At 73.8% G+C, this 15,401-nt stretch carries 12 protein-coding genes and 1 pseudogene; 7 read left to right on the top strand and 6 right to left on the bottom strand.

Translation table 11 applies throughout. From position 1 onward, the window contains the following. Positions 1-4: 4 nt before the first annotated feature. On the top strand, positions 5-481 hold the full coding sequence (locus tag K7B10_RS10905) for a DUF6597 domain-containing transcriptional factor (RefSeq protein WP_308284570.1): 477 nt from the start codon (positions 5-7) through the stop codon (positions 479-481). Here K7B10_RS10905 and K7B10_RS10900 read toward each other — a convergent pair. Continuing rightward, a pseudogene (locus K7B10_RS10900) lies at positions 463-887 on the bottom strand (VOC family protein); the annotation flags it as partial. The gene K7B10_RS10905 and the pseudogene K7B10_RS10900 sit on opposite strands and share 19 nt — an antisense overlap. 283 nt (positions 888-1,170) lie before the next feature. Here K7B10_RS10900 and rsgA point away from each other — a divergent pair. Then, a complete protein-coding gene (gene rsgA / locus K7B10_RS10895; protein ID WP_229335917.1) occupies positions 1,171-2,292 on the top strand; it encodes a ribosome small subunit-dependent GTPase A in 1,122 nt (373 codons plus the stop codon). An 83-nt stretch (positions 2,293-2,375) separates the two neighbouring features. On the opposite strand, the gene K7B10_RS10890 is transcribed toward rsgA, so the two are convergent. From K7B10_RS10890 to K7B10_RS10880, 3 genes are all read right to left on the bottom strand, one after another. Continuing rightward, on the bottom strand, positions 2,376-2,756 hold the full coding sequence (locus K7B10_RS10890; protein ID WP_229335916.1) for a PPOX class F420-dependent oxidoreductase: 381 nt from the start codon (positions 2,754-2,756) through the stop codon (positions 2,376-2,378). 287 nt (positions 2,757-3,043) lie between these two features. Continuing rightward, the gene (locus K7B10_RS10885) at positions 3,044-3,526 is read right to left on the bottom strand and encodes a DUF456 domain-containing protein (RefSeq protein WP_229335915.1); all 483 of its coding nucleotides are present in this window, start codon (positions 3,524-3,526) and stop codon (positions 3,044-3,046) included. Between the two features lie 54 nt (positions 3,527-3,580). Beyond that, positions 3,581-4,558, bottom strand: a complete 978-nt coding sequence (locus tag K7B10_RS10880) for a helix-turn-helix domain-containing protein (RefSeq protein ID WP_229344925.1) — start codon at positions 4,556-4,558, stop codon at positions 3,581-3,583. Positions 4,559-4,757: 199 nt separating this feature from the next. Between K7B10_RS10880 and K7B10_RS10875 the strand changes: the two genes are divergently transcribed. The 4 genes from K7B10_RS10875 to K7B10_RS10860 all read left to right on the top strand — a co-directional run bounded on the left by K7B10_RS10875 (position 4,758) and on the right by K7B10_RS10860 (position 12,693). Beyond that, positions 4,758-8,528 (top strand): S8 family peptidase, encoded by a 3,771-nt coding sequence (locus K7B10_RS10875; protein WP_229335914.1) that lies wholly within the window; start codon positions 4,758-4,760, stop codon positions 8,526-8,528. A gap of 105 nt (positions 8,529-8,633) precedes the next feature. Then, positions 8,634-10,259, top strand: coding sequence for a protein phosphatase 2C domain-containing protein (locus K7B10_RS10870; protein WP_267501369.1), 1,626 nt, complete (start codon positions 8,634-8,636; stop codon positions 10,257-10,259). A 60-nt stretch (positions 10,260-10,319) separates the two neighbouring features. Further along, on the top strand, positions 10,320-12,062 hold the full coding sequence (locus tag K7B10_RS10865) for a pyruvate dehydrogenase (protein WP_229335913.1): 1,743 nt from the start codon (positions 10,320-10,322) through the stop codon (positions 12,060-12,062). 256 nt (positions 12,063-12,318) lie between these two features. Beyond that, a complete protein-coding gene (locus K7B10_RS10860; RefSeq protein WP_372481396.1) occupies positions 12,319-12,693 on the top strand; it encodes an ATP-binding protein in 375 nt (124 codons plus the stop codon). Between the two features lie 37 nt (positions 12,694-12,730). Here the strand turns inward: K7B10_RS10860 and K7B10_RS10855 are convergent, their stop codons facing one another. Together K7B10_RS10855 and K7B10_RS10850 are read right to left on the bottom strand one after the other, a co-directional pair. Beyond that, the gene (locus K7B10_RS10855) at positions 12,731-13,792 is read right to left on the bottom strand and encodes a DUF2637 domain-containing protein (RefSeq protein ID WP_229335912.1); all 1,062 of its coding nucleotides are present in this window, start codon (positions 13,790-13,792) and stop codon (positions 12,731-12,733) included. 204 nt (positions 13,793-13,996) lie between these two features. Continuing rightward, positions 13,997-14,848: a (2Fe-2S)-binding protein gene (locus K7B10_RS10850; protein ID WP_229335911.1), complete on the bottom strand. Its 852-nt coding sequence runs from the start codon at positions 14,846-14,848 to the stop codon at positions 13,997-13,999. A gap of 108 nt (positions 14,849-14,956) precedes the next feature. Here K7B10_RS10850 and K7B10_RS10845 point away from each other — a divergent pair. Next, the coding region (locus K7B10_RS10845; RefSeq protein WP_229335910.1) for a GntR family transcriptional regulator at positions 14,957-15,401 on the top strand (445 nt) is incomplete at its 3' end.

The following is a 15,401-nucleotide window of genomic DNA, read 5'->3' as shown; positions in this document are numbered from 1 at the left end:
GGGCGTGCTCCGCGGCCCGCGGGCGGCGGGCGGCGGCCCGCGGCGCAGCGTGGTGGCCGTGTACGAGGAGCGGCCGTCCGCGCTGGTGACCGGCGCGATCGTATGGCGGCGCACCGGGGCCCCCGGCGGGCCCGTGCTGCCCGACGGCTGCATGGACCTGCTGTGGGTGGGCGGACGGCTGCTGGCGGCCGGCCCCGGCACCGGGCCGCACCCCGCCGGGGAGGTCCCGGGCGGGTGCCACGGCGCGATGTCGGGGCTGAGGTTCGCCTCCGGCACGGCGCCCGCACTGCTCGGCGTACCGGCGTACGAGCTGCGCGACCGGCGGGTCGAGCTCGCCGACCTCTGGCCGGGGCCGCAGGTGCGCGCCCTCGCCGAGCGCATGAGCGCGTACGAGGACCCCGGCTCGGGGCCGGAGCGGCTGGCCAGCGGCCGCGCGGCGCGGAGCGGGCCCCCCGACCCACGGTCCAGCACGACCGCGTAGCGCTGCCCCCAGAAGGCGCCCCAGGGCTCCAGATGGCCCTCGTAACCGGCGTCCGTCAGCTCGGCGTACACCGCGTCCACCTCGGAGGGGGACCCGCACAGGAATGCGAGCCCCAGCCGGTCGCCCCCGGCGGGGCGGGTCCACGACGGGTCCAAGGAGCGGATCACGTCCTCCGTGTCCCCGCCGATCCGGAGCCCGCCGGGGAGGACGGCCTCCACGTGGGGCTGCTCCTCCGACCCGGCCGGGAGGTCGAGGCCCAGACGGCGGTAGAAGGCGAGCGAGGCGGCCATGCCGGAGACGACGAGGCCGGTCATGTCGAGTCGGGGAGCGGTCGGGGGAGTCGTGCGGGACGTCATGCGGCCAGCTGGGAGCGCCCGCCCCCGCCGGTCTTGAACGAATCGGACATGAGCCCGGCCGGGGTGGCCGGAAAGAAGCCGGAAAGGAAGCCGGAAAAAGAGTTGGCGCGCGCCGGAGCCCACTTGCTACGGTGATCGAGTTCCCGCCGATCCGCGCGGAACCACCAGTACGTGCATGACCCGGAGGTGAGTTCATTGATGACTGTCGTCGCGCAGGGCGCTGCCCGCACTCAGAAGACCGTCAATGTCACTTCCGTGGTCTCCGGCTGACCTCACACCTCTCCGCGCGCCGCCGAGCGCGCGCTGCCGGGGCCACCCTGTGAAGGGTTCCCCTTGTCTTTCTCTTCTTCTCGTCCGTCTTCCCCCACCTCTTCTGCGTACGCGCCCGCCCTCGCCCCGTTCGGCTGGGACGAGGCCTGGGAAGCCGAGTTCGCCCCGCACGCCGAGCAGGGCCTGGTGCCCGGCCGCGTGGTGCGGGTGGACCGCGGCCAGTGCGACGTCATGACGGCCGACGGCATCGTCCACGCCGACACCGCCTTCGTCACCCCGCACGACCCGCTCCGCGTCATCTGCACCGGCGACTGGGCCGTCGTGGAGGCGTCCGGCAACCCCCGGTACGTCAAGACCTACCTGCCGCGCCGGACCGCCTTCGTCCGCTCCACCTCCTCGAAGCGGTCCGAGGGGCAGATCCTCGCCGCCAACGTCGACCACGCGATCATCGCGGTCTCCCTGGCCGTCGAACTGGACCTCGGCCGCATCGAGCGCTTCCTGGCCCTGGCCTGGGAGTCCGGGGCTCAGCCGCTGGTCGTCCTGACCAAGGCCGACCTCGTACCGGACCCGGTGACGCTCGCGCACCTGGTCCAGGACGTGGAGACCACCGCGCCCGGCGTCGACGTCCTCACCGTCTCCTCCCACACCGGGGAGGGCACGGACGTGCTGGCGGCGATCGTCGCCGGCGGCACGAGCGTGCTGCTCGGCATCTCCGGCGCGGGCAAGTCCACCCTGGCGAACGCGCTGCTCGGCGCCGACGTCATGGAGGTCCAGGCCACGCGCGACGCGGACGGCAAGGGCCGGCACACGACGACCACCCGCAACCTGCTGGCGCTGCCCGGCGGGGGCGTCCTCATCGACACGCCGGGACTGCGGGGCGTAGGCCTGTGGGACGCCGGGACCGGGGTCGGCCAGGTCTTCTCGGAGATCGAGCAGTACGCGGCCGACTGCCGGTTCCACGACTGCGCGCACGAGGCCGAGCCGGGCTGCGCGGTGCTCGAAGCGCTCGAGAACGGCGAGCTGCCGCAGCGGCGCCTGGAGAGCTACCGCAAGCTGCTCCGGGAGAACCAGCGGATCGTCGCCAAGACGGACGCCCGGCTGCGCAACGAGATCCGCCGCGACTGGCGGATCAAGTCGGCCGAGGGCCGGGCCAATTACGCGGCCAAGCGCACCGGCCGCTACTGACGCCCGGCCCCTGGTGCCCGGACGCCCGCCCCCTCCCCCGAGGAGGGCAGGCGTCCGGGCCCGTACCGGGCCCCGCCGTCAGGTCAGGCGTCGTCCAGACCCCACGAGAACACCCGCTCCGGGTGGATCCGGATCACCTCCGGGCTGAAGTGCGGGCCCAGCGCGTGCGGGCCCACCTCCAGCGTGGCGCGGCCGCGGATCTCCACGCCGCGGACCTTCCACGGGCGGGTGCTCGCCAGATCGTCCACCACCAGCGAGAGCCTCGGGTTCTTCCCGAGGTTCCGCCACTTCTTCGTCGACCCCATGGCCATGCCGCCCACCAGGACCGTTCCGTCCTCCTGCGGGAAGAACCCCACCGGATTCGCCTGCGGCTGCCCGGCGGCGTCCACCGTCGCCAGCCGCCCCAGCCGCTGCGACCGCAGGTACGCCAGCTGCGCCTCGCTGAAACCCTCGAACTCCGTCATGCCACCCAGCCTCGCAGCGCCGCCGACCACCCGCATGGGGCCTGCGGCCGAGCAGACGTAGATCCTTGGCCCTAAGTGCTGTCCCGTAATCCCCGGCGGGCGCGCGGCGCCCGCCCCGCGACGCCCGGCACGCGCCCTCGGCGCACCGGACGAATTCCCGGGTACGTCCAGTACGCGGACTTCCGCCCGGCACACCGAGCGCGCGCACCGGACGCCGCGGGGCCGCCCTGCGGGCGGTCGGCGCTACTTCGCGGACACTCCCTCGGGCGCCACCACCGCGGCCCGGTTCAGTTCGCCACCACCGCCCCGAGCCAGGCGCCCACCACCATCAGGCACGCGAGCAGTTCCACCAGGACGCTGGTGCCCACCGCCCGCATCACCGCCCGCACCGAGGCCCAGGCCTCGCCGTGCGTGCCCAGCCGCAGCCGCTCGCACAGGTAGACGCCCCCGACGAACCCCGGAACCGCCCCCAGCACCGGCACCACCACGAAGCCGATCAACGCTCCGGCGCCCGCGTACACCGTCATCCGCCGGGTGACCCCCACCCCGCGCAGTCGGCGCGGCGGCAGCTGCCACTCGACCACCTGGACCACCAGCAGCAGCGCCGTCGCCGCGACCAGCAGGGACCACGCCAGCGCCGAGCGCTCGTGCAGCGCCCACCACATCACCCCCGCCCAGACCAGCCAGGACCCCGGCACACCCGGGACCAGCACCCCGAGCACCCCGAGCAGGAGCACCAGCCCCACCAGGAGCAGCTGAGGCAGATCCATGCGCTCAGCCTGACCGACCGGGGCCCATCGGGCCACCCAGCCGCCCGGTCCCTCCTACCGGGCCACCCAGCCCCTCTCGTACGCGTGCCAGCCCAGCTGGAGCCGCGTCGTGACCCCGGACAGCTCCATCAGGCCCTTGACCCGCCGCTGCACCGTCCGCAGCCCCAGCTCCAGGTGCTTCGCCACGCTCGCGTCCGTCATCCCGGCCAGCAGGAGCGTCAGGATCTCCAGATCGGTGGTGTCCGGCACGCCCCCCGACTCCTCCGCCGCGCCCGTGGCCCCCAGCCGCAGCGGCAGCGCCTCCCGCCACACCGCCTCGAAGAGCCCCATGAGGGACTCCAGCAGCCCCGACGCGTGCACCACGAGCGCCGCCGGCTCCGCCCCGCGCGACGTCAGCGGGACCATCGCCAGGGACCGGTCCGCGATCACCAGCTTCGTCGGGACCTCACCCGTCACCCGGACCTGTTCGCCGCGGGCGAGCGCCGTCGACGCCTCCCTGATCCCCGTCGGCAGGGCCAGTACCTCCCGCTCGATCACGACCCGGTACGCCACGCCCCGTACGGCGGCCCGCTCCTCCGCCTCGTTCTCCATCCCGGTGACCACCTGCGGCCGGCCGCTGACCAGGGCGCACACCTCCTCCGCGGCGCCCAGCTGGAGCTGGTGGAAGCGGTGCGCCACCGCGCTCGCGCCGGTCACCACCTCCACCAGGTCGTGCACCGCCGGCTCGGCGGCCTCCGCCCGGTACTCCTGCGCCAGCAGCGCCGAGGCCAGCTCCGCCTGCTCCAGTTCGTGCCGCTGCTGCGTCAGCAGCGCCCCCAGCGCCACCCCCGGCGGGGCCGCCACCCAGCGCCCCGGCCGGGTCGAGGACTGCGCGGCCAGCCCGTGCCGCTCCAGGTGCCGCAGGGCCCGCTCGGTCTGCGGCACCGGCAGCGCCAGCCGGTGCGCGAGGTCGGGCAACTCCGCCGCCCCCAGCGCCACCAGCGCGCGGTACGCCGACTCCTGGCCGTCGTCCAGGCCTATCGCACTCAGCAACCGGTCCACCCACCCTCTCCGCACCGTTCGTGGCGGGAAGCGGCCACGGCGCAAACCCGCCGCCGACATCATCGCCGCATCTCCCGCCTCTCTGCCAGGGTGACGCCACCGCAGCACCAACATCCGCCGGTCAGAAGCCACTTGCGGGCAGCTTTGCCGTGCAATGCAGCAGTTGGCCGGAATTCACCTGGGGAGAGCGATGCGCCCGATATCGCGTACGGCGGTGGGAGCGGCCACCGCGGCCGTCCTGGCCGTCACCGCCATCGGCCCGTCGGCGGCGCAGCCGACCGACGGAACGTCTGGCGGCGCGGGGAAGAGACCGATCGCGGGGAGCGGAGCGGCCGGAAAGCAGCCGACCGCCCCCGTCACCGTGACCCTGGTCACCGGCGACCGGATCCTGGTCTCCACCGACCCGGCCGGGCGCAGTGCCGCCACCGCGATGCCGCGCGAGGACGGCTCGCAGCCGCTCGTGCAGACCCGGCAGAACGGCAAGGACCTCTACGTCTACCCCGAGAGCGCGGTCAAGGCCCTCGCCGCCGGCAAGGTCGACCGGGAGCTCTTCAACGTCACCGGCCTGATCCGGCAGGGCTACGACGACGCCCGCGCCAAGAAGCTCCCGCTCATCGCGGTCTACGAGGGCTCCGCCGACCTGGCGCGCAGCGCGCCGCCCGCGCCGCGCGGCGCCGAGCGCTCCCTCGTCCTCGGCTCCATCGGAGCCGTAGCCCTCGCCGCCGACAAGCAGCAGGCCGCCGCCTTCTGGGCGGACGTCACCGATACCCGCTCCCGTGCGGCCGGCGGGCTGAAGAAGCTGTGGCTCGACGGCAAGGTCCAGGCGAACCTGGAGCGGTCCACCAAGCAGGTCAACGCCACCGCCGCCTGGGCCGCCGGGTACGACGGCAAGGGCACCAGGGTCGCCGTCCTCGACACCGGCACCGACCTGGAGCACCCCGACCTCAAGGGCCGGGTCGCCGCGTCGAAGAACTTCACCGACTCCGACACCGACGCGGACCGCCAGGGCCACGGCACCCACACCATCTCCACCGTCGGCGGCTCCGGGGCCGAGAGCGGCGGCGCCAAGAAGGGCGTCGCGCCGGGCGCCGCCCTGCTCAGCGGCAAGGTCCTCAACGACCAGGGCTACGGCCTCGACTCGTGGATCATCGCCGGTATGGAATGGGCCGTCGAGAGCAAGGCCGACGTGGTCTCCATGAGCCTCGGCGACCCCTCGCAGACCAGCTGCGACGACCCCATGTCGGCCGCCGCCGAGCGGCTGGCGCAGAGCAGCGGCACCCTCTTCGTGATCGCCGCCGGCAACTCCGGCCCCGGCAACAACACGGTCTCCTCGCCCGGTTGCGCGCCCAGCGTGCTCACCGTCGGCGCCGTCGACCGCGACGACAGCACGGCCTCCTTCTCCAGCCGCGGCCCCGCCGGACTGCAGCACACCCTCAAGCCCGAGATCGCCGCCCCCGGGGTGGGGATCTCCGCCGCCGCGGCCGGCGGGCGCGGGGTGTACGCCTACCAGTCCATGTCCGGTACGTCGATGGCCACCCCGCACGTCGCGGGCGCCGCGGCCATCGTCAAGCAGCGCCACCCCGACTGGACCGGACAGCAGGTCAAGGCAGCCCTCGTCGGCTCCGCCGACTCCGCTGTCCCCGGGGACGTGCGCCAGACCGGTGGCGGCCGCCTCGACGTCAAGGCCGCGATCGACACCACCGTGACGGGCGCCCCCGCCGTGCAGGGAGGCGCGTACCACTGGCCGCAGGAGCGGGGCGACCGGACGACCGTCCAGATCCCGTACACCAACACGGGCACCCGGCCCGTCACCCTGGACCTCGCCGTCGAGAAGGTCACCGGCAACGACGGCTCCGCCGTGCGCAGCCGGATCGCGGCCCTGGACCGGCGTACGGTGACCGTCCCGGCCGGAGCCACCGTCAAGGTGCCGCTCGCCCTGGATCCGGCGGCCCGGCTGGAGCGCTCCCAGTACGGGGACGTCACCGGGCGCGTCGTCGCCACGGCGGAGGGCGTGCACGTCTCCACGCCCTTCTCGCTGTACGTGGAGCCGCAGACCGTCACCCTGCGCGTCAAGCTGATCGACCGCGCGGGCAAGCCCGCCGCCGGACCCTCCTCCCTCGACGTCATCGGCACCGACGACGCCAGCGGGGAGCGCCGCTTCAACGACGGCGCCGCCGACCAGGTCTACCGGGTGCGCCCGGGTTCGTACTTCCTGTCCGCCTTCGTCGGCACGCCCGACGCCGGTGACGGGGCCGCGCTGTACGACTCCCTCACCTACCTGGGCCGCCCCCAGATGGAGGTCAAGAAGGACACCGTGGTCGTACTGGACGCCCGCAAGGCGGCCCGGCTCTCGATCGCGACCGACCGGCCCGCCGAGGCGCGCAACACCACCCTCGCCTTCTCCCGGTACTGGGACCAGTCCTGGCTGCACGCGGGCACGGCGATGGGCGGACGGACGATCCGCGGCTACTACGCCTCGGTCGAAGGCCGGGCGCACGAAGGGGAGTTCGAGTTCGGGAGCTACTGGCGGGCGGCCGCGCCGCTGATCTCCGAGCTGAAGGTCGCCGGGGGCCCGGCACTGCACCCGATCACCGCCTCCACGGGCAGCGACAACCTCGACGGGACGGGCGGCGCGCCGCTCGTCGACGCGGGCGCGGGCACCCCCGAGGAGCTCGCCGCGGCCGGGGCCAAGGGTGCGATCGTCCTGGTCAAGGCCGTGGACGGCTCGCTGTACGAGGTCGCGGAGAACGCCAGGGCGGCGGGGGCCAAGGCCGTGCTCGCCCACCGGGAGGCCCCCGGCCGCTGGACCGGCTTCACCGGCTACGCGGGCGGCTCGCTCCCCGCGCTGACCATCGAGCAGCAGGAGGCGAAGGCGCTGCTCGCACGGCTCGCGGCGGGCAGGGTCACGCTGAACTGGAAGGGCAGCGCGAAGAGCCCGTACGTCTACAACCTGGCGCAGGTGGAGAAGGGCGCGGTGCAGGGGGACCGGACCTACCGGGTGCGCGACCGCGACCTCGGCTCCGTCGAGTCCACCTACCACGCGATGGGCGTGGCGGCCGACTTCACCGACCTGACCGGCGCGTACCGGCCGCTGGGCAACGCCGTGTACTTCGGCGGCCTGGACACCGTGGCCGTGCCGGGCCGGCGCACCGAGCTCTACTCCGCCGGGGACACGGCGTGGGACCACATGGTCTCCAGCAGCTTCCCGTGGGGCGAGTTCATGACCGACCAGCAGCGCACCTACGCCAAGGGCGGCAAGCGGAGCGAGAGCTGGTACGACGGGGTCATCGCCCCGGTCGCCGGCCGCGACCTCGCGGGCCGGCCGCAACTGGCCGCCGAGCGGCAGGGCAACCTGATCGGCTTCGCCTCCGCGATGTGGGGGGACACCGGGCACTTCGCCCAGCCGGGATCCTTCGGGGACGTCGGCGGCCTGGTCCTGAAGCGGGGCGGCGAGCAGATCGGGGACAGTTGGTACCCCTCGGGCGTCTTCGAGGTCCCGGCGGAGGAGGCCACCTACGAACTGACGCAGCGGGTGGAGAAGTTCGGCCAGCCGGCGCGCACCTGGCAGCGCTCGCAGGCGGTGACGACGACGTGGACCTTCCGCTCGCACCAGGACCCGGCCCAGTACTCCCAGCCCATCCCGATCCTGTTCCCCTCCCTCTCGATCCCGGCGGACGGCATGAAGACGCTTCCGGCGGCGAACGGGCAGCGGATCGCACTGGGCGTGACGGGGCACGCGGGCTACCTGCCGGGGGCGCTGAAGTCGGTGAAGCTGGCGTACTCGTACGACGGTGAGCACTGGACGCAGGCGGCCGTCGGCGAGCGGGACGGGCGCTGGTCCGCGGTCGTGGACCACGCCGGGGCCGAGCCCGGCCGGCAGGTTTCCCTGAAGGTGGAGCTCACCGACGCGAACGGCGCGGCCGTCACCCAGACGGTCGTGCGGGCGTACGACATCCGTTAGGTCGTACGAGAGATACGGAAAAGGGGTTCACCGGGCGGCGGCCAGGTGGACCCCTTTTCGCGCATTCGGCGTTTTCCGCCGCTGTGGGGGGCCGAGAATGAGCCCATGAGTCAGCAGGGCGCGGACGACTGGTGGCAGAAGCTGTACGAAACCCCGGACCCGGACCCGGCCGTCACCCCGGACCCGGCCGACACCCTGGACACCCGCTTCCACTCGGCATCGTCCCTCACGCACCGGGTCCCGCCCCAGGGCCAGACCCCGTCGGGGCCCCAGGGCGTGCCGCCGGAGCCCGTGCCGGGATCCGGGCCCCCGGGGGCGCCGCCGCAGCCCCCCGGGCCGCCGCCGCACGGCGTGCTGCCCCGGCCGCGCCGGGAGGCCGGACCGGAGTCGGCCCCGCCGCCCCGGGACCCCAGGGAACCCGGCGCCACGGGATACGGCCTGGGCAGCGTGACGGTGCCGCCGGCGCTTCCCGAGGAACAGCCCGGACCGCCGGTCCGGCGCCGGGACGCCCCGCCCGGACCCCCGGCCGCACAGGCGCCCCCCGAGCGGGCCCCCTACGAGGACACCGGCACACCGCCGGGGCACGAGGCGAGCGGGATCTCCGCGCCCGCCCCGGGGCCCGGTACGCCCGGTGCCGCCGCACCCGACCCCGACCCCGGCTCCGGCTCCGGCTCCGGTCCGTGGCCCCGGCCCGGCCACGGGGCCTCGACCGCTCGCGATCGCATGCCGGACCCGCATGCCGATGCCGATGCCGAGCCCCTGGCTCCGTGGGAGGTCCCCGGTGCCGGACATCGGCCCGAGGCGGGTCCCCCGGCCGGATCCGGGACCCCTGTCGCCGGCGAGCCCTGGGACGGCGGCGGTGGTGGTGGGGAGCGGCCGGCCGTGGGGTTCCTCGGGGACCGGGCCCCCACCTACGCCGCCGAGCCCGGGGCGCTGCCGCTGGCCGATCCGGGGGCGCTCGAGGAGCTCGTGCCCGACACCGTGCTCGAAGGGGCCCGCCACGGGGCGTACACCCTGCGGGCCACCTCCGTGCGCGGGGACTCCGCCCGGTTCCGCGGCGAGGCCCGGCGGGACTTCCTGCTGACCGCCCGCTTCGGCACCGGAGACGACGCCCTCGTCCTGGTCGCCCTCGCGGGAGGGGACCGCGCCGCCCCCGGAGCCGCCGAGGCCGCCGCCGAGCTGTGCCGGTGGATCGCCTCCGCCGTCGGCCGCAGCCGCGAGCGCCTCGCCGACGACATCCGCGCAGGCCGGCGCGATGCCCTGCGCTCGGGGCTCCAGCGGCTCACCGACCGCGGCTACGGGCGGCTGCGCGCCCACGCCGCCGAACTCGGGCTCCCGGAGGAGGCGTACACCGCGGGCCTGCGCGTCCTGCTGCTCCCCATCGATCCCGAGTGCAAGACCCGGGTCTGCTTCGGCTCGGGCGCCGGCGGCCTGTTCCGGCTCCGCGGCGGGACCTGGGAGGACCTGGAGCCGCAGTGGGCGGAGCCGGCCGAGGCCGGCTCCGAGGGGTTCCGATTCCGCGCCGCCGTGGCCCGGCCCCGCGACACCCTGCTCCTGTGCTCCGGCGGGCTCGCCGACCCCATGCGCGAGGAGGGACTCCTTCCGGCCGAACTCGCGGCCCGCTGGGCCGACCGGGAACCCCCCGGCCTCGCGGTCTTCCTCGCGGACACCCAGCTCCGCCTCAAGGGGTATGCCGACGACCGGACAGCCGCCGCCGTCTGGGAGGCGTGACGGCGCGGAGTGTGCATGGATGGACGGGCTACCCGGCAGGCAACGAAAGGGCGCCGCTCCATGGGCAAGCAGAACGTGGCAGAGCAGTTCGTCGACATCCTCGTACGCGCCGGCGTGCGCCGGATGTACGGAGTCGTCGGCGACAGCCTGAACCCCGTCGTCGACGCCATCCGCCGGACCGACGGCATCGAGTGGATCCAGGTCCGGCACGAGGAGACCGCCGCCTTCGCGGCCGGTGCCGAGGCCCAGATCACCGGCCGGCTCGCCGCCTGCGCGGGCTCCTGCGGCCCCGGCAACCTGCACCTGATCAACGGCCTCTACGACGCCCACCGCTCCATGGCCCCGGTCCTCGCGCTCGCCTCCCACATCCCCTCCGGCGAGATCGGCCTCGGCTACTTCCAGGAGACCCACCCAGACCGGCTGTTCACCGAGTGCAGCCACTACTGCGAACTGATCTCCAACCCGCAGCAGATGCCCCGCGTGCTCCAGAGCGCGATCCAGCACGCCATCGGCCGCAGCGGCGTCGGCGTGGTCGCGCTGCCCGGTGACATCGCCTCCCTCCCGGCTCCGGAGAAGAGCGTCGAGCACGCGCTCGTGACCGCGCGGCCGACCGTACGCCCCGGTGACGGGGAGATCGAGAAACTGGTCCGGCTGATCGACGAGGCCGACAAGGTCACCCTGTTCTGCGGCAGCGGTGCCGCCGGGGCGCACGCCGAGGTCATGGAGTTCGCGGGCCGGGTCAAAGCCCCCGTCGGGCACGCCCTGCGCGGCAAGGAATGGATCCAGTACGACAACCCGTACGACGTCGGCATGAGCGGGCTGCTCGGCTACGGCGCCGCCTACGAGGCCACGCACGAGTGCGACCTGCTCATCCTGCTCGGCACGGACTTCCCGTACAACGCCTTCCTCCCGGACGACGTGAAGATCGTCCAGGTGGACATCCGCCCCGAACACCTCGGTCGCCGATCGCAGTTGGACCTGGCCGTCTGGGGGGACGCGCGGGAGACCCTGCGCGCACTGAACGCCCGGGTCAAGGTCAAGACGGACCGCCGCTTCCTGGACCGGATGCTGAAGAAGCACGCGGACGCCCTGGAAGGCGTGGTGAAGGCGTACACCCGCAAGGTGGAGAAGCACACCCCGATCCATCCCGAGTACGTGGCCGCCGTCCTCGACGAACTCGCCGACGACGATGCCGTGTTCACCGTCGACACGGGCATGTGCAATGTGTGGGCGGCGCGCTATCTTTCCCCGAACGGCAAGCGGCGCATCATCGGCTCCTTCAGCCACGGCTCCATGGCCAACGCCCTCCCGCAGGCCATCGGCGCACAGTTCACCGACCGGGCCCGTCAAGTGGTGTCGATGTCGGGCGACGGCGGCTTCTCGATGCTGATGGGAGATTTCCTCACCCTGGTGCAGTACGACCTGCCCGTCAAAGTGGTCCTCTTCAACAACTCATCGCTCGGTATGGTCGAGTTGGAGATGCTGGTTTCCGGCCTTCCGTCGTACGGAACGACCAACCGCAACCCGGATTTCGCGGCGATCGCCCGTGCGGCGGGTGCGTTCGGGATCCGGGTCGAGAAGCCCAAGCAGCTCGCAGGGGCTTTGAGGGACGCGTTCCGGCACGAGGGACCCGCCTTGGTGGACGTGGTGACCGATCCCAACGCCTTGTCCATTCCACCCAGGATCAGCGCCGAGATGGTGACCGGTTTCGCACTTTCCGCCAGCAAGATCGTGCTGGACGGTGGCGTGGGAAGGATGCTCCAGATGGCTCGATCCAACCTGCGCAACGTGCCGCGCCCGTAAGCCCGCAGGAGTGCGGATCGTCCCGGCGGGCATGCATCCCCGTAGACCAGTTCGAGATCCACGGGACTTACGGGGGAGGGGCATCGCCGTGCGGGTGGGGGCGAAGACCGGGAAGCAGTGGAGGAGAGGGCGGCCCGAACCGCGTGAACCGTCCGTCGAGGGCGGGAGAGCGGTGGAGGCGCTGGAGATCACCCGAAGCGTACTCCGGGCGGACCTCGGAGCCGTGGGTGAAGTGCGCCGGGCGTTGAGGGAGTTGATGCGCCACCGGTGCCCGGCCGACACCGCCGAGGTGGCGGAGCTGCTGATCACCGAGCTCGTCACCAACGCCCTCGTCCACACCGACCAGGGCGCGGAGGTGTCCGCGCGGCTCGCCGCGGACCGGCTGAGGGTGGAGGTCCGTGACCACGTCTCGCGCCGGCCCCGGCCGTACGTACCGACCGCCGACGACGGTACGCACGGCCGGGGGCTGATGCTGGTGCAGGCCCTCGCAGACGCCTGGGGCGTGGACGTGCCCGCGCGGGCCGGGGGCAAGGTGGTCTGGTTCGAGCTGGACGGCGCCCTCGGCGGCCGGGCCTACGACGGGACCTACGACGGGGCCTACGACGCGAGGTACGAGGGAGGGCCCGCCTGACCGGCGGGCCCTCCGGGGTCGGTCCTGCGCGCAGCCGTCAGCCGAACTGCTGCTCCAGGTCCTTGAGTTTGCGTTCGAGGGAGTCGAGGCGGGGGATCGTCTGGGTGTCGTCCTCGGCGGTGAGGTCCACCGTCCGGGTGCCGGTCACTTCAGCGGTCTCGGGTCCCTGCACGGCCTGCAGGGAGGGCCGGCGGCGCGGCGCGGGCAGTTGTCCCGTTTCCGCTATGGCCGGCTCCGCGCCGACCGGCGCGGAGCCCGATCCGGGGGCCAGCCCCGGTACGTCGACCTGGCGGGCGCGGGAGCGTCCGAACGCCCGGTTCTGCCGTCCCAGAGCCTTGATGCGGGCCCGGTCCAGCCGGTTCTGGTCGCGCCGGCGGTGGCGGTCCTGCTCCCGCTCGCGCTTGTCCTCGCGCACCTCCTCGACGGCCTCGTCGAGGGTGCGTACCCCTTCCAGCAGCATGAGGGACCACGCTCCGAAGGTTTCCCGGGGGGCCCGCAGCCAGCGGACCATCCGGATCTGCGGCAACGGCCTCGGGATCAGGCCCTGTTCGCGCAGCGCGGCCCGGCGGGTCTGCTTGAGGGCCCGGTCGAAGAGGACGGCCGCAGAGAGCGACATCCCGGCGAAGAACTGCGGGGCGCCGTCGTGGCCCATGCCGCGCGGCGCGTGGACCCAGTTGAACCAGGCGGCCGCGCCCGCGAACAGCCAGACCAGCATGCGGGAGCCGAGGGCCGCGTCACCGTGGCTCGCCTCGCGGACGGCGAGTACCGAGCAGAACATGGCGGCGCCGTCGAGGCCGAAGGGGACGAGGTACTCCCAGCCTCCGGAGAGGTTCAGGTTCTGCCGGCCGAAGCCGACCAGTCCGTGGAAGGAGAGCGCGGCGGCGACCGCCGCACAGCAGAACAGCAGGACGTAGGAGGCGGTTCCGTAGACGGCTTCCTTGCGCCGCCGCCGCTCTTCGCTGCGCTCCCAGGTGTCTTCGGCCGCGGCCTTGTCGCCGTCCCGCTTGCCCCGGGCCAGTACCGCAACTGCCGCAAGTACGCCCAGGATCAGCAGGCTGCCGGGCAGCAGCCAGTCCAGCGATATGTCGGTCAGTCTCATGCGGATGTCCCTTGCCTCTGCCTCGCGTGTGCGGCCTTCCGGGAGCCATGGTGACGCAGGAGATCGGCCCGGCACGCGGGTTTCGGGGCAAGTGGACGCCATCGGGGGGTGGGGCCCGCCGGATAGGGTGTTGTGGCTCGAACTGTTACTCGTACGACCGGAGTTGCGTTCGATTGTGGTCAGTCGTACGAGTGGGTTCAGAGGTCAGGCGGCAGCCGTGAGGCGGACGATGCGGTCCGCGTCGCAGGTGCGGGGACAGGTGGTGCAGGTGTCCTCGGGCCGGATCGTGTAGAAGAGGCAGCAACTGGCCCGGTCCCGGGTGGGGAGCTGTTCCCCGCGCGGGCCGGAGAGCGTGCGGAACGCCGCGCCGGCGGTGTACGGGGCCGTCCGGCCGGGCAGCAGGGCCTCCAGCTCGGCCATGGCCCGCTGCTCCTCGTCCACGAGCTTCCCGAGGTGCCAGACGCCCGAGACGATCTCGTCGGTCACCATGCCCCACAGGGCGCGGCGGCCGCGCCGCATGCGCGTGCCGAAGCCCTCCAGCAGCGGTTCGAGGTGGTGGGCCACCGCAGCCCGCACCTCGGCGCGCAGCGCCTCCTCGTCGGGCACGACACGGGCCCCGGGGAGAGCGGCCGCGGGATCGTCCGGCAGGCAGGAGAAGGACTCGACGCGCACGCTCATGCGCCCCTGGGTCCGGTGGAACGCCACGTCCCGCGCCGACGGGCGGGGCACCCGGCGGTCGAGGAACCAGGGGGCCGTGATGAGCAGGCACGCGGGCCACGCGTACCGGTGCAGCCCGAAGGTGGCCACCACGTCGGGGCGGGCCTGGCGGCCGTAGTCCCGCAGGACCTGGGCGTCGTCCCAGGCGAGGTAGCCGTCCACCTCGGCCCCGCCGGCCGCGAGCGCGTCCGCGCCGATCCACCCCACACCGCGAGGGGCGGGCTCGTGCGCCGCGCGCTCGACGACCTGGAGGCGGGGGTACGCCTTCGACAGGCGTGCGTACGCGTCCGCCACCGGAGAGCCGGCCGGGGGCGGGGCGACGACGGAGCTGTCGGGCATGGCGGGACCACCGATTCGCACGGTCGAAAACGACAAAGGTAAGCCTTACCTTAGCTGATCTAGGGCGGCCGTACCAGCGCCTTCCGGACCGATTCGCCTATTCTCGGGATGCTTGCGTCAGATCGAGACCCCGAGGAGGACCGAGTGCGCGATGCGGCCCACGACGGGGTGGTGGCGCTGATCCCGGCACAGGCGGTGGCGGCGCGGAAGGTGCTGCGGCATTCGGTGCGCGGGCAGGTGCTCGACGCGCTGCGCGCCGCCCTCGTCGACGGGGAGCTGGTGCCGGGGGAGATCTACTCCGGGCCGGCCCTCGGGGAGCGCTTCGGCGTCTCCGCGACGCCCGTGCGCGAGGCGATGCAGCAGCTGGCGCTGGAGGGGGCGGTGGAGTGCCTCCCGAACCGGGGCTTCCGCGTGCTGTCGCGTACCCCGCGGGCCCTGGCGGAGCTGGCGGAGGTACGGGCGCTGCTGGAGGTGCCGGTGGTGCTGGGCCTGGCCCGTACGGTCCCGGCGGAGGCCTGGGCGGCGCTGCGGCCGGCGGCGGCCGCCGCCGCCG

This window comes from Streptomyces flavotricini (assembly GCF_020639365.1).
GTDB lineage: Bacteria > Actinomycetota > Actinomycetes > Streptomycetales > Streptomycetaceae > Streptomyces > Streptomyces flavotricini.
This window is presented reverse-complemented; position numbering and strand designations above follow the sequence as displayed.

What these genes read in the sequence shown, in the direction of transcription:
- K7B10_RS10860 (WP_372481396.1), top strand. Translation starts at nt 12,319, where the DNA reads ATGCGCCACCGGTGCCCGGCCGACACCGCCGAGGTGGCGGAGCTGCTG.
- K7B10_RS10875 (WP_229335914.1), top strand. Translation starts at nt 4,758, where the DNA reads ATGCGCCCGATATCGCGTACGGCGGTGGGAGCGGCCACCGCGGCCGTC.
- K7B10_RS10850 (WP_229335911.1), bottom strand. Translation starts at nt 14,848, where the DNA reads ATGCCCGACAGCTCCGTCGTCGCCCCGCCCCCGGCCGGCTCTCCGGTG.
- K7B10_RS10870 (WP_267501369.1), top strand. Translation starts at nt 8,634, where the DNA reads ATGAGTCAGCAGGGCGCGGACGACTGGTGGCAGAAGCTGTACGAAACC.
- K7B10_RS10885 (WP_229335915.1), bottom strand. Translation starts at nt 3,526, where the DNA reads ATGGATCTGCCTCAGCTGCTCCTGGTGGGGCTGGTGCTCCTGCTCGGG.
- K7B10_RS10890 (WP_229335916.1), bottom strand. Translation starts at nt 2,756, where the DNA reads ATGACGGAGTTCGAGGGTTTCAGCGAGGCGCAGCTGGCGTACCTGCGG.
- K7B10_RS10855 (WP_229335912.1), bottom strand. Translation starts at nt 13,792, where the DNA reads ATGAGACTGACCGACATATCGCTGGACTGGCTGCTGCCCGGCAGCCTG.
- K7B10_RS10865 (WP_229335913.1), top strand. Translation starts at nt 10,320, where the DNA reads ATGGGCAAGCAGAACGTGGCAGAGCAGTTCGTCGACATCCTCGTACGC.